Origin of the sequence: Paenibacillus sp. FSL R10-2734 (genome assembly GCF_037963865.1) — a bacterium.
Classification (GTDB): domain Bacteria; phylum Bacillota; class Bacilli; order Paenibacillales; family Paenibacillaceae; genus Paenibacillus_AQ.
The window spans coordinates 5,522,783-5,537,173 of record NZ_CP150170.1 but is presented as its reverse complement, the minus strand read 5'-3'; the positions used below and the strand labels follow the sequence as shown (position 1 = coordinate 5,537,173).

Below are 14,391 nucleotides of genomic sequence, written 5' to 3'. Positions count from 1 at the left end.
GGAAAATACTTTGAACGATAGTCCCGCCAAAAAACCACTTTTACTAATATCAAAAATTGCAGTTCGATTTTTCCTCATCTTGTGGAGCTTGGTAGTCTTATATCCGGTTCTTTGGACATTCCTGACTTCCTTAAAGGATAATCAGCAGGTTATGCTCGGGAAACCGTGGGATTTCCCGTCTATTTATCGTTTTGAAAACTATGCAAATGTGTGGAGCAGAGCAAACTTTGGAGATTACTTCTTAAACTCCATTATAGTAACCGTGGCAAGTACACTGTTATCGCTTATTATGGCTGCTACAACAGCGTATATATTAGCTCGGTTTACATTTAAATCTAGAGGCCTGTTTTATTTTGTATACGTTGCTTCGATGATGATTCCAACAACACTCGGATTGATCCCGTTGTTTTTTCTTCTCGGAGATATGCATTTGTCTAACTCCTTATTAGGGCTCACGCTTGTTTATTCCGTCGGAACGATTGGCATCCTTCCATTCGGTATCTTCTTTTTGGTTGGATTTTTCAAGGCACTTCCCCGTGAGCTTGAAGAAGCCGCAACAATTGATGGATCTTCACTATACGGCGTTTTCTTCAAGATCATGTTGCCATTATCAAAGCCCGGTTTAATCACGGTAGGAATCATGAATGCTTTAACGGTGTGGAATGAGTACATCATGGCTACGGTATTGATCAATGATCCAGTGAAATACACCATTCCTGTAGGAATAGCCATTATGCAAGGGGAAATGCAGTACAGAACGGAATGGGGACCATTGTTTGCGGGTCTGTCCATTTCTATGATTCCCGTCATTGTGTTGTATGTGTTGTATCAACGTCAAATTACTGGTGGATTAACAGCAGGTGCGTTGAAAGGTTAATTGCTGGTTTTTATTATAGGAGGTGGTAAGGAAATGCCGAAGAAGCTTCTCAGTATCTTCATTACACTTATGGTGGTAACCGGCTTATTCTCCAGCTTTGCAGCTGCAGCGGATGTAGCTTCTGATCTTCCGCAAAAAGATGCGAAATTAACGGAATCCTATGAAATCTATCCATTACCGCAGCAACAAACCGAGGAAGAGACAACTTTAAACATCACACCAAATGTAAACGTTGTTATTGAAGATTCGATTGACCAGCCTACAAGAAAGCTGCTTCAAAAGATATTGGATTCCAAGTCACTTCAGGTCACTGAGTCAGATGCTGAAGTAGCAGGGAAGACCAATATCTTGTTGGGAACTAGAAATTCATCAGGGTATGTAGACAACTACTTCACTCAGAATATTCCATATGAGGCGGATGCCTTCAATGAACTGGATGCTTATGTTCTTAACGTTAGCACCGAGCAACAGAATAATGGCGTTATTGCGGTATTAGGTAAAAATACGGATGCTGCTTATTATGGTCTGGCAACGCTTAAGATGATCTTCGATCAAATCCCTGATAAGCAGATTCGCAATCTCATCATCGAAGATTTCGCGGATACGCGCTCAAGGGGATTTATTGAAGGATTTTACGGGTTTCCATGGTCGCATGAAGATCGAATCAGTTTGATGCGTTTCGGTGGAGAGTTGAAGATGAACGCTTATATTTTTGCACCGAAAGATGATAGATATCATAACTCGGCATGGAGAACACCGTATCCTGCGGCTGAGCTTGCCAAGATCAAAGAACTGGTTGATGTCGGTCATGAATCCAAGACCCAGTTTGTATGGGCGATACACCCCGGGTTCAGTATGATTAATTGGAATAATTATGATGCAGAGCTCCAAACCTTACTTGCTAAGCTTGATCAATTGTATAGTGTAGGCGTCCGTCAATTTGGATTATTCATGGATGACATCAGCACTTCACAATCGTTAGTGGATAAGGACAAACATGTGAGGCTTATTACAGATGTCGCGAATTGGGTAACGTCCAAGAAAGATGTTAAGTCGTTGATCTATTGTCCTCCTTACTACAATAAAGGCTGGACTGGAACGACTGGCAGACCTTATCTGGAAGCTTTAAGAAATGTACCAGAGAATGTAGATATTATGTGGACCGGGAACGGTGTCGTTGCTCCGGTAAATGCGGCAGATATGCAGTGGCCTAAAGATGCTCATGGAAGAGATCCATACATGTGGTTAAACTGGCCGGTGAATGACTACAAAGATGCAAGACTTTTGCTCGGTAAAGCTGATGTACTGATTCCGGGTACGCACAATATTTCTGGCCTTGTATCAAACCCGATGGGTCATGCGGAACTGTCGAAGATAGGCTTGTTCGCGGTAGCAGATTACAGTTGGAATGTGGATGAATTTAATCAGGATCAGAGCTGGCTGGACTCATTTAAACACATTGTACCTGAAGTCGCTAATGAGCTTAATACAATTGCATATCATATGAGTGATCCTTCGCCAAGTGGCCATGGACTTGTAGTAGGCGAATCGGAAAATATCAAAGCTGACCTAGCGCAATTCTTAAGTCAATACTCAAGTGGTCAGCCAGTAGAAGCGACTGGAGATACATTGATTCATGAGTTTGATCTTTTATTGAACGCAATCGCGTCGTTTAGAGCTAACAACACGAATGAAAGTATGGAAGAGGAAATTGATCCATGGCTGAATAGCTTGCAAAATGTTGTTCTTGCCGATAAATCGGCAGTTCTCTCTGCGATAGCGATCCAGAAAGAACATGTAGATCAGGCATGGGAGGAGCTTGCTAAAGCAACAAGCGCTTTAAGCTTATCCAAAACATTCAAAATCACGAAACTTAATTTTCCAGATGTGACGGTTGAGGCAGGGGCAAAGCGGTTAGTTCCTTTCGCTGAGCAGCTGATCAATAAATTAGACGCTCAGATTTATACACGGGTGGACCCTGAATATGTTAAACCTCTAGCTGTAAGCTCTTATGGTTCTCCTTCAGGACTAAACCTGATGGTAGATGGAGATTTATCAACGAACGTCTATATTCAAACCCTTCAAAAGAATGGGGATTGGTATGGCGTCGATTTCGGCAAGACCATTAAAGTGGAAGAAATAGCGATTACACAAGGTAGAAATGACGCGGATCACGATATTTTCCAAAGGGGGATTCTCGAGTATTCCTTGAACGGTCAAGAATGGACTGCGATCGGAGAAGAGCGTTCCGGGACTAAAATTTTAGCTTCTGGGCTTAGTGTAGATGCTCAAATGGTTCGATATCGCTTAACACATGCAGGAATCCCTGGAGGAAAGACTGATTTATGGACAGCAGTTCGTGAGTTTTCCGTAAATGCAGGTAAAGATAAGGTTTCGATTTACAGCGATGTGACAGAGCTGAAGGATACTACTGTTACTGTAGCTGATAACTCTGTCCAATTATCGAACCTGAACGGGATCACGTTAAAGCCATCCCAGTATGTAGGCATTAACTTGAAATCCATTGAAGAGATCACGCAAGTGGCGTTAGAAGCTTCTAACGGAGAAGTCCAGTTGGAATCCTCAAAGAACGGTGTTGAATGGGAACAAGTTAGCGAGGGAAATGGGCCGTTTGCTAGTGCAGCTTATTTCCGGATCACGAACAAGGGGAATGAGGACATCACTTTAGATCTGACAAACCTCGAGATCAAGCTGAACAAATTCTCGCCGGCAGTGATTACTCATAATTACGGAAGTATTTATCAAGGTTCAATCAATAATGTATACAATGCTTCATTAGAGAACAAGGTTTGGTTCGGCGCGGTTCAATCGAAAGGGAAATACGTACAGATTGACATGGGCGGGGTGGTAAATGTCCAGAATGTAGCGGTCGTTATTGGTGACGGAGAAGGAGATTTTTTCCGTCAAGGAGATCTCCAGCTGTCGCTAGACGGACAGACATGGGATACGATCCATACGTTTAGTAAGCCGAGCGATCGGAGTTTGAATTTCCCAGAGCACGAGGTGCCATACCGTTATAAGCGAGTTCAAGTTGACGGCGGCAAGCCAGCCCGATATGTAAGATTGATTTCAACAGAGACTCATGATGCTTGGCTCGCGCTCAATGAGATTTTGATCAATGAAGGGATTGAAAGACCGGGAACTGCCAATCCGGCTATTCAGGCTGAACCTGCAGGGAATATAGGAAGTGAGGCGTCTCTGTCCGTTGACCAAAAGCTATCCACCTTCTATATGCCGGGTGCTGGAAATGCGGGTTCCTTAAATTACAAGTTGTCGAAGGACACGAAGGTAAAAGAAGTTATTATTTTGCAGAATCCATCGGATATTTCAAATGCTGTAGTGTCCATGAGAGATGCGAGTGGATGGCATAAGGTAGGCAACCTGTCTCGATCCTATAATACATTTGATACCTCCAAGTATAGTAATGTGTTTGAAGTGAAGGTCCAGTGGGAGGGTTCGGCAAAACCCAAAATCCACGAAATCATCACAGTGAAAAAAGACGGGAATGGTGAGGTGGATCCATCAGATAAGATGAGTTCTGTTCTGTCTGGGGTAGACACTGTAGCTGGAGGTAGAGATTTTCAATTGGCGTTTGGGGTGAAGAGTGTATCAGACGCTGTATATGCGATGGATGTAACCATGAACTATGATCCTAAGCTGTTGGAATTCAAAGCGGCTACTTCCTTGCGAAATGGAATTCAGGTGCTTGAAACTGCTAATAGCACTCCAGGAAAACTGCGACTGCTCGTGGTTAGCGAAGGTGCGGGCAACGCTGTGACTGGTAATGTGCAGCTGCTATCCTTGGATTTCGGGACTAAGACAGTAGCGGAAGCTACAGAGAGTACTATTCAGATTGAAAAAGTGATCGTAGCAGATGCTGAGGGCAAGGAGAGCGAAACTGTTACGTCGAGCCATAAGATCAGGATAACTGCAGAGGAGCCGGAGCCAGGTATTACTGGTGACATCAACAAAGATGGCAAAGTGTCCATCGGTGACTTGGCGATTGTCGCTGCTAATTATGGCAAAGATGCCAGCAGTCCAGATTGGACTCAGGCCAAACGTGCCGATGTCAATAAAGATGGTGTGATTGATTTGACAGACTTGGCGCTGGTAGCCCGTAAGATAACTGAATGAGTCAAATACTCGACATGGCGAAAAAACCTGCAAAAGTGTATTTTTCTAGGTTAGAAAGGTCGCTTAAGCACTGATTCCTGCTAATCAGCAGTTATTTTTTCTCCCTGAAGTAGTATTCAACTGATAAGCATGGAAATGCCTGCACATTTGCAGTATTCGGACTTTAAAAGAGGTTTTCTGTTCAAAAAGCTGCACATTTGCAGGCTTTCTATGATTAGGTGAGCAGCGAGTTTCAACAAACATCATGATCGAAAAAAAGGAGTGTCACAGCAGCCATTTTATGGCTTTTGGGACACTTCCTTTTTTTTGCCTAGCTATGCTCTGCTAACTGTACCTCGAAGCCATCCGGGTCCAGTATATAAAAGAATCGCAGGTGGGGATTTGGAGTGATCGGTCCGCGCGCTACTGGGATGCCTTGGCTGTTCAAATACTCTATAGCCTCATCGAGAGAGGCCACTTCGAAACCAAAGGAAACGCCGCATTCCGGCTTCAGAGCCGGGTCGCTTCCCTGGATAAGCTCAATTTTGGGCTGGCCCACCGTACCTAACATAACAATCTGTTTTCCTCTACTCTCAAATCTTCGGTCAATGGGAAGCCCCAGAATCCTGTTATAAAAATCAAGGGAAGCCTCCAGGTCGCGTACCCTGAGCGTTACCCAATTCATGCTCAATTTCATAATTATAATGTCCTCCTATATATATTTCTTATATTTCTCAACAAGCTAGTTCTTCGTAATTATACGCTATCTTGAACTGAAACGGATGGCTTTGAGATTTATCGAAATACATAATTTATAATAAATGATGCTATAGATCTAAAATATACGGTAGGTCGTTCAGATTCAACCACCAGCTACGAATTAGCCATACCATGGCGTGAGCTGATCTTCGACATTACACAGGTGAAGCAAGGAATGAAGCTCAAATTTTCGCTGTTGGTTAATGATAATGACGGCGAGGGGCGTAGAGGCTGGCTGGAATACAACAGTGGCATTGGCACTTCGAAGGATGTTAATGCATTCGGGAACCTGCACCTGACAGATTAAGAGGATCTAATAAAAATTGAGCTTCTGTAACTATCGGGAAACGGCAGAGATGCCGTTTTTTTCTCTATTTTATTGTCGCTTAATGAACGAAAAGATAACAAATAAGGTTTGCATTGACACATCCAGCTTTTGACATTATGATATGAATGAAAAAATAATTATTCATTCATGGAGATGCGGAAAGTGGAAGATAAAAAAACAAAGATTTACGATTGTGGGAAAGAGCTGTTTAGCAATAAAGGCTTTAAGGATACGAATGTCTCGGACATTACAAAAAAAGCAGGAATAGCCATAGGGACCTTTTACAACTATTATCCTTCTAAGGAAAAGCTTTTTATGGATATCTTTCTTGAAGAAAATGCGAAGCTCAAAAAAAACTGTATGCAATCCCTCGACATGACCCAAAGCCCATTGGTAGTAGTTCGGCAGATGATGGCACTCAATGTGGAAGGCATAATATCCAACCCCATTCTAAAGGAATGGTATAACAAAAGTGTATTTGGGAAAATCGAACAGCTTTATCGAGAAGAAACGGGCATTCAGGTGACCGATTTCTTATATGATAGCTTCCATGAAATTGTGCAGCAATGGCAAACCGAAGGCAAAATGCGAAGCGATATGGATAGTAAAATGATTATGATGATGTTCGCTGCCATGATCAATGTTGACACTCACAAGGAAGAAATTGGACTGGAGTTCTTTCCACAACTGCTGGACAATATGATGGAACTAATCATGAAGGGTCTGACAGACTGCCACTAATAGAACTATTGAGGCAGTTTTTTTATCTCTTGAAATGAATGAATACAAAAATATTCATTCAAAATTGAGGAGAGGGGCATGCGAATGAATGTTGCAAGAAGTAAAAGGAAGATCTCATTATGGATGGTTATACTGATCATTTTAGGCGTGATTGTAGTCATCGTATGGGGAGGGATTCTCTTAAGCGCTCCAGGGAGGCGTGAAGTTCAGAAGCTTACTATCGACGTCATTGATTTCCAAAAGCTGCGTGATGGAACCTATGTGGGAGAATATATCGGCACAAAGGATCATTTCAGAGATACCAAGGTTCGGGCAACAATATCTGAGGGTCAAATTTTAGATATTAAAATACTTAAAGGTGCTTTGGATAAAAATGGAAATTCACTGAAACTGAAGGGTGGGATAAGCATTGGTGATTTGTTTAGACATGTGATTGAATCACAATCCCTTCAGGTAGACGTTATTAGTGGTGCAACGCTCACCTCTAAAGCACATCTTAAGGCATTGGAAAATGCACTGGAGCAGGCAAAGACGAAATAATTCGTTTCAGGAGGGCTAAGATGAACATTGCAGTCATATCGTATTCATTCACAGGCAACAATGATGCATTAGCTGGCAGTGTGGCTAAAGAACTTTCGTCTGAATATTTTCAGATTTCTGAATCCAAGCCTCGAACATTGAGTACCATTACAATGGATATGATTTTCAGCAGGATACCGTTGGTACAGCCATCACCAAATGTATTAGTGAAGTATGATTTACTCCTCTTTTTTGGGCCGATCTGGATGGGGCAAGTGGCCACACCACTCCGCCCCTATTTAAAGCATTTGAAAACAAATCCGAACAAGTATGGTTTCATCTCAATCAGCGGCGGAGCGGACGGACCCAACACGAAAGTACCAAGCGAACTCAGAAAAAGAACTGGTGCTGATCCCGTTGTATTTATAGATCTGTATATCGCTGACTTAATATCGACAAATCCTAAACCGACACGGAAAGCTACTTCAGCTTACAAGTTAGATCCTGCGGATATCAAACAATTAACCACTACAATAGTAAAGAAATTAAAGGATTTGACTTAACTGAAAGTTCACCCATAAATAAACGGCAGAGATGCCGTTTATTTATGGTCTCCTCAAATGGTAGGAATTTGTCTATTATTAAAGTGTCAGTTCAATTCACTAGGTGGTATGATAGGAACGGGAGGGAATTTAAAATGACTAATGAGATAACAAATGAGAACGAGGAAATAATTAACGAGAACGAGGAAATAACCAATGATCCAGAAATGTCTGAGGAGGATATGAATAAGCTAGTGATGGCTGTTCATCATAACGGTCTCGTAGCTTTGAGAGTGCACTTTCAAGACGTTGAAGGACAAGTGTTAAATATGGAGGCCTATGGCCCGGTTTTTGTTTTTCACGTAAAGAGTGAGCTAGATCATGTATATTCTTGTGGCTTTTTTCTGCGTGAGTTGATTGCAAGATTCCAATCGGGTAAGGATCCTGCAGCATGGATGGCCTCATTCTTCGTTGATCTGATGAAGATTGAGGGAGGCAAAACGCTTCCAAAACCGCCTTCAAGTGAAGAAGAAGCTAAAGCAATCATAGACAATGTGCTAGTTCCACAATGTATTAAAGAAATCACTGAAGAATTTGCGCCAGAGGATGTACATGTCGGCCTAGCTTGGAACGAAAAACTCGGTCCGGTCTTCGAGGCTGGATTTCCAGCAATAACCGATGGGAATAACGTGTGCGCGTTCCCACTGCATTTATTGTTAACCCACTTGCAATTGAATCGGGATCCTTCCGAGCTGCTTGTACAAGGTATGTATAACATCCGTAAGGAACATGGATTGGAGTAAAACAGGCTCTGAGCCCTGCCATCCAAACACCAAAGAAACGGCAGAAATGCCGTTTCTTTGGTGTTTCTTTTGATCTATTTATCCTGCCGTGTTAACGATCAATGAATTTGTCATTCTTAACTTCAGAAGCACTTTTAAATTCGATAGGTATACGGGCTGGTGCTCGACGACTTCATTTATGAAATCATTATAGAATGATTGCTAATTTTTGGATACCATTCAACCAATGTCAAAAATATATAAACCATAAAGCAAAATTTGAACATTTCAATCCTAGAACGGGGATCCTACACTAATAGTAGAGTAGACCCATAATGTTCTATAAGAAAGGATGTCATGTTCTCATATGCCAACAGGTATAGATCATACAGCTTGCAGACCGTTTACGATTTCAGTTACGGATTTTGGTATTATGCCAAACACAGGCGCGGATGCGAGTGTTGCAATAAGGTTCGCATTACAAGCCGCAGCACGTGTACAAGGACCTGTAATTTTAGATTTTCCTGAGGGAAGATATGACTTATTTCCAGACCAAGCTCTGCGTATCCCCTACCATATTTCCAATACGGCTAGTGAGGCTGAAGTTTCTACACGGAATAAAACGATAGCTTTATATTTGGACCGTCTTCAGCAGGTGACGCTGGAAGGGAATGGATCACTTCTTGTGTTTCATGGTAAACAGACTATGATTGCGTTAGAATCTTGCCAGGATATAATGATTCGGAATTTTCATCTTGACTATGATCAGCCTACTATTGCCGAAATGACGATTACCCGAGTAGGATCGAACGAAGTGGATGTTCAAGTGCAAACGGAAGCGAAATATGAAATCATTGAAGGCAAAGTGTATTGGCTTGGAGAAGGTTGGCGTTTCCATCAGGGGTATATGCAGGAATATGATCCCGTTTCAGACACGGTATGGCGAATTATGAATGTATGTGAGGCGGCAATCGATGTAGAAGAAATCGCACCACATCAATTGAGAATGTACTTCACGGATATACCAGCAATTATTGAAGGGCATACCCTGCAAGTGCGTGATGGACTTCGAGATCAGGTGGGCGCGTTTATACACCGAAGCCAGCGTATCCATTGGCATAATGTCCATATGCATTACATGCATGGCTTGGGCATCGTGAGTCAGTTCAGTGAAGATCTATACTTTCGGCAAATGAATTTTCAACCTCGTGCGGAGACGCAACGGACGGCAGCATCTTTTGCCGACTTAATGCAATTCTCGGGTTGTCGTGGGTTAATTACGATTGAGGATAGTTCATTTATGGGCGCGCATGATGATGCCATTAATGTTCACGGCACCCATGTACGCATCATGGAAGTACTTACACCTAATCAATTGCTTGTTCAATTTATGCATCAGCAGACCTTTGGACTCGAGGCCTTCCAAGTAGGGGATCAGATTCAATTCATTCGCGAGACGACATTGCTTCCTTTCGGACGCAATACGGTGAAATCTGTTCAGATCTTAGATCCGCGCAGATTAATCCTTCATCTTGAGGGCCCTATAGAGGAACACTGGGTTGAAGGGGATGTGATTGAGAATGTGACGTGGAATCCGAACGTGCAGATCCGTAACAATCGATTCTCTCGTTTACCCACGCGTGGCATCTTAGTGACGAGCTCGGGGGATATCTTAATTGAAGATAATGTATTTACTAGGACGGGTATGAGCAGTATTCTGATTGCAGATGATGCAAGCAGCTGGTTTGAATCGGGAAGAGCTGAGCAGGTGACCATACGCAGGAATCGCTTTATTGAATGCGGTGGAAAAGAGCATCCATTTATCTATATCATCCCGGAAAATAAGGATATTCAAGTGGAACAGCCTGTTCATCAGAATATCCGTATAGAGCATAACTATTTTCAGCTCACTGAGGGTCTACTTCTTTATGCGAAGAGTAGCACAGGGATAGATTTTCAGCATAATGAAATTTCACGTGGTAAAAACCTTCAACCCCAAAATGTGTTCCGTTTAGAAGGCGGCATGGAGCTGGAAAATGAGAAGGATAACAACGAAACGCTCATGTTCTTCATGGCGTGTAGTGAGGTTTCCATTCATGATAATCAACTTCAAGATCAACTTGTTCCACGAAGTATCATCACGCAAGGGATGTCGGAGCAGCATATTAGGGCGACTTCGGAGCTAGTTATCGATCTTCGAAAAGAATAGTGGGCGAACTTAAAAGCTGCATGCAGATCGAATCTGTATGCAGCTTTTGTATGGAAGAACATTTTAAGAGGATGTCTTAGACATTTCTTGCTTGAATAACGATGGCGTCATGCCAGTAATCACTTTAAATACTTTGCTGAAATAGTATGGATTACTATAACCGACCATCGTCCCGATATCCTTAAACTTATGATTTGAAGGCTCGAGAATCAATTGCTTGGCTTTTTCAATACGCAGCTTCGTTAAGTATTCTATAGGAGAGATACCTTTGATCTTTTTGAACTCTCGACTAAGGAAAGAGGAGTTGAATTTTACCATGTCGGCGATATCTGCAATGGCCAGCTCTTCCGCTAAATGATCTTGGAAATATTGATCGATCTTTTCAATCGCATGTTTAATGGTCTGAGATTCATCCTCTTGTGCTGTGCTCACATAAAAGAAACGCTCGAATAGAAACATAACATTTCGATAGAGTGAAGAATAATTTTTGGAGATCGATATGATCTCATTGAGTTCTAATTGTATCTCATGGCTAACTGTGCCCTGGTGGTGATACGCTTGATACGCCCATTGAACCATATGGGTTAAGCAAATATCGATATTCGCCTGCGTGCATGCTGCCTGTTTCCACTTTTCTAATGTATTCCATATTTCTTGTTGGAAAGCTTCTTTATTATTATTTTTAATGTATGAGATCAGCTTCTGTTTCTCGCAAAATTTCTCTGGGTCGACCTGTGAGGCATCATTGAGTGAATAATTGTTAACCATAATTAGCTTGGAAGAACCAAATTCAGCATGATGACTCAGAATCATTCGGGTCAACTGATATTCCAGCTTTAAATTCGCTAAAGAATCAGCACGATTGCTAATCGCACAGGTGAATGTATGTAGATGATAAGGAGCTAGTGCCTCTTGAAGAGAGTGGAATAACCTCTCGCTCGAAAAATCCTGATTCCGTTCCATTCTACATACGATAACTACCTCATTCATCGCATCACCTTCGAAGATCCAAGTGTCCTCGCGGTGCATATTCTCGTGAATTGTCAAGAAGTTCATCATGTCAAATCGGAACCAAATATCGTGATAGGGATGACTCAGATCCAAAGTAAACTTCGAGATGGAGCCTGCACAGATGATCATGACAAAAAATGAATGGTTTAAGGACATCGCCTTCAGCGCATCCGCTTGAAGCTGACGACCACGCAATACATTGTAGATAAGCTGCTCTTCTTTGGCTCCGAATGTTTCTTCAGCAAGCTCCATAACATTCTTTAATGTTGCATCCATAGACTGCTGTGAAACAGGTTTTAAGAGAAACTCCTTTACGCCTAGACGTAGCGCCTCACGAGCATTCTGAAAGTCATCATATCCGCTAATAATGACGAAAATGATATCAGGGCATTGCTGCTTAAGTGTCTTAATAAATTCCAGACCATCAATTCCCGGCATGCGAATATCAGTAAATACAATATTGGGCTTAAGCTGCAGACACATGTTAAGTGCAGAAAGCCCATCGGTTGCTTCACCAATAACTTGCAGCTTTTCACTATAGTTCTCAATTTTACGTACCAAATTCCGCAGAATCGGATGCTTGTCCTCTACAACCACTACGTTAATCATGCAGTAACAGCTCCTTCGCTCAAACTAGGTTGTACACCAAATTCAATGCGATACCCTTGTTGCTCGCCATTCGAAATATCGAAATAAAATGATTCCCCGAATTGCGTTAATAACCTCGCATAGGTATTCAATGTTCCCATTCCGGAAACCTGAAGGTTTGCTAATAGTTTACCTTCTATGAAATTATCTTTGTAAAGTGCAATTTTGCCACGTAATTCTTCTAACTTGTCTTGGTCAATGCCGTTCCCATTATCATCAATGCAGATGCTCCAGGAAGTAGCGTGCTCGTAATGTCCAACGATTCGTATGTTCCAGGGTGGAAGCTTTTTATCGAAACCGTGATTTACAGCATTTTCAACAAACGGCTGTAGGGATAATTTCGGTAATCGAAGATCTAACATTTCATCCGGAATATGAATCTCATTGAATAAACTTTCATCATAGTGTAGCTTCAATAACTCTAAATAGTAATCGCAATACTTCAATTCATCCGCTAGACGAACTATAGTGCTTGATGAAGAACCGCTATACCGCATCATTTCGGAGAGGCGATAACACATGTCAGCAGCGACTAAGGAGTCTGTTTCTTCACAATGAATAGCAATAACATTCAAGGTGTTATATAGAAAATGCGGATTAATCTGTGCTTGAAGTGCAGAGTAGTTGGCCTCAATGTTTCGAATTCTAGATTCGTATTCGGTATTAATGGAGGAACGCAACCGTTCAAGCATAAGTTCGAAGGAGCGATGCAAAATCATGACCTCATCAAAACCATGCGAGTCATCCATTGGAGTATTGAACGTTAAATTGTTCATATTCACGGAACGAATTGACTTCGTCAACATAAGCAATGGGGACATCAGCTTTCGAATGGCCACATAATAAATCAATAGTACGGTGATAAGAATGATGAGACCAACGAGCAAAAGACGTTTACGATAATGTTCTAAATTTTGCTGTAATAGATCCCCATTGTCGACAATGACCGTTGTCCAATGCAAATAGTCAGAGGTATGTGCACTAATTAAATTAGATTCATTATTTAGTTTAATGGAGCCATTACCAAGTGTGTTTTGTGCAATACGTTGAGACAATTGCTGAATCATTTTCGAGTTTTTTTTGTTCGATTCATATTGCAGTGGATAGATTAAAGTGCCTGATTCATTAAAGATCAGTACTTGCTTATCGGAAGTTTGCTTGTCTACAGTTGTAATCTTCTGTAATGACTTGTAAGGGAGTTGGATTTCAACCATACCAAAATCTGTATTATAAGCTGTCCTAAACTTTCGAACGATCGATATGACATTTTCAGGTGAGGTTGACCATATATCGGGGTGTGGTTCGAATGCTGTAAAGAGTTGATCTGTTCTAAAAAGCTTACTAGATTGACTTGTATTCGAATAAATTTCTGGCAGTGTCTTCACAAGATTTTCGCTACGAAAATACGAATAGAAAATGTTTTTCTCCGGAATAAAGACAACAACCTTATATAAATCGCTTACAACATTGTAGATGGCGTTGAGGTTATGTGCCATTTTGGAAAATGCGACATAACTGTCATCGATTAGCTTTGAGTTGTTGCTGCTTAAATTAACCATCACTTCAAGATTCTCTTGGTTTGAAGTGAATCCTAGAGCAGCATAATCGATTTGTTTATATAACGTGTCCACTTGGTCTGAGACCTTCTGTGTGGTTGGAATTAGTCCAGCGAGCTCGGTGTTCAATAGAGTAGATCTTAAATATGAGTTTAGATAAAGCATAAAGGAGAGAAGTAGAGCTAGAAAGACAACCATAATGATAAGAAAGAGTTTATGCTGCAATCTTAGCTTTTTAAACATCGTATGTCTCCCTGCACAAGAGGATAGGAATTGCAAGATCAT

General features: G+C 41.6%; 11 protein-coding genes. 8 read left to right on the top strand and 3 right to left on the bottom strand.

Annotated features, from left to right (window positions below):
• Positions 1-10: 10 nt before the first annotated feature.
• Positions 11-877 carry a carbohydrate ABC transporter permease gene (locus NSS67_RS24205; protein WP_339316199.1) on the top strand — a complete coding sequence of 289 codons (867 nt, stop codon included), beginning with the start codon at positions 11-13 and terminating at the stop codon, positions 875-877.
• Positions 878-910: 33 nt separating this feature from the next.
• Complete coding sequence (locus NSS67_RS24200; protein ID WP_339316197.1) at positions 911-5,032, top strand: beta-N-acetylglucosaminidase domain-containing protein; 4,122 nt, start codon at positions 911-913, stop codon at positions 5,030-5,032.
• 310 nt (positions 5,033-5,342) lie between these two features.
• Here NSS67_RS24200 and NSS67_RS24195 read toward each other — a convergent pair whose 3' ends face one another.
• Positions 5,343-5,708, bottom strand: coding sequence for a VOC family protein (locus NSS67_RS24195; protein WP_339316195.1), 366 nt, complete (start codon positions 5,706-5,708; stop codon positions 5,343-5,345).
• A 117-nt stretch (positions 5,709-5,825) separates the two neighbouring features.
• Between NSS67_RS24195 and NSS67_RS24190 the strand changes: the two genes are divergently transcribed.
• The 6 genes from NSS67_RS24190 (at position 5,826) to NSS67_RS24165 (ending at position 10,891) form a co-directional block, all read left to right on the top strand.
• Entirely contained in the window at positions 5,826-6,077 is a 252-nt protein-coding gene (locus NSS67_RS24190; protein ID WP_339320689.1) for a sugar-binding protein, read from the top strand.
• A 183-nt stretch (positions 6,078-6,260) separates the two neighbouring features.
• Complete coding sequence (locus NSS67_RS24185; protein ID WP_339316193.1) at positions 6,261-6,839, top strand: TetR/AcrR family transcriptional regulator; 579 nt, start codon at positions 6,261-6,263, stop codon at positions 6,837-6,839.
• A gap of 84 nt (positions 6,840-6,923) precedes the next feature.
• Complete coding sequence (locus tag NSS67_RS24180; RefSeq protein WP_339316191.1) at positions 6,924-7,379, top strand: FMN-binding protein; 456 nt, start codon at positions 6,924-6,926, stop codon at positions 7,377-7,379.
• Positions 7,380-7,399: 20 nt separating this feature from the next.
• On the top strand, positions 7,400-7,921 hold the full coding sequence (locus tag NSS67_RS24175) for a hypothetical protein (RefSeq protein ID WP_339316189.1): 522 nt from the start codon (positions 7,400-7,402) through the stop codon (positions 7,919-7,921).
• Positions 7,922-8,055: 134 nt separating this feature from the next.
• Positions 8,056-8,703, top strand: coding sequence for a hypothetical protein (locus NSS67_RS24170; protein WP_339316187.1), 648 nt, complete (start codon positions 8,056-8,058; stop codon positions 8,701-8,703).
• Positions 8,704-9,049: 346 nt separating this feature from the next.
• A complete protein-coding gene (locus NSS67_RS24165) occupies positions 9,050-10,891 on the top strand; it encodes a right-handed parallel beta-helix repeat-containing protein (RefSeq protein WP_339316185.1) in 1,842 nt (613 codons plus the stop codon).
• Between the two features lie 63 nt (positions 10,892-10,954).
• Here the strand turns inward: NSS67_RS24165 and NSS67_RS24160 are convergent, their stop codons facing one another.
• Both NSS67_RS24160 and NSS67_RS24155 read right to left on the bottom strand, forming a co-directional pair.
• Complete coding sequence (locus NSS67_RS24160) at positions 10,955-12,511, bottom strand: response regulator (RefSeq protein ID WP_339316183.1); 1,557 nt, start codon at positions 12,509-12,511, stop codon at positions 10,955-10,957.
• Positions 12,508-14,349: a histidine kinase gene (locus NSS67_RS24155; RefSeq protein WP_339316182.1), complete on the bottom strand. Its 1,842-nt coding sequence runs from the start codon at positions 14,347-14,349 to the stop codon at positions 12,508-12,510. Before NSS67_RS24155 ends, NSS67_RS24160 begins: the two co-directional genes overlap by 4 nt.
• Positions 14,350-14,391 lie beyond the last annotated feature (42 nt).

Coding starts and splice junctions, on each gene's coding strand:
- NSS67_RS24155 (WP_339316182.1), bottom strand. CDS start 14,349: ATGTTTAAAAAGCTAAGATTGCAGCATAAACTCTTTCTTATCATTATG.
- NSS67_RS24160 (WP_339316183.1), bottom strand. CDS start 12,511: ATGATTAACGTAGTGGTTGTAGAGGACAAGCATCCGATTCTGCGGAAT.
- NSS67_RS24170 (WP_339316187.1), top strand. CDS start 8,056: ATGACTAATGAGATAACAAATGAGAACGAGGAAATAATTAACGAGAAC.
- NSS67_RS24175 (WP_339316189.1), top strand. CDS start 7,400: ATGAACATTGCAGTCATATCGTATTCATTCACAGGCAACAATGATGCA.
- NSS67_RS24200 (WP_339316197.1), top strand. CDS start 911: ATGCCGAAGAAGCTTCTCAGTATCTTCATTACACTTATGGTGGTAACC.
- NSS67_RS24165 (WP_339316185.1), top strand. CDS start 9,050: ATGCCAACAGGTATAGATCATACAGCTTGCAGACCGTTTACGATTTCA.
- NSS67_RS24180 (WP_339316191.1), top strand. CDS start 6,924: ATGAATGTTGCAAGAAGTAAAAGGAAGATCTCATTATGGATGGTTATA.
- NSS67_RS24195 (WP_339316195.1), bottom strand. CDS start 5,708: ATGAAATTGAGCATGAATTGGGTAACGCTCAGGGTACGCGACCTGGAG.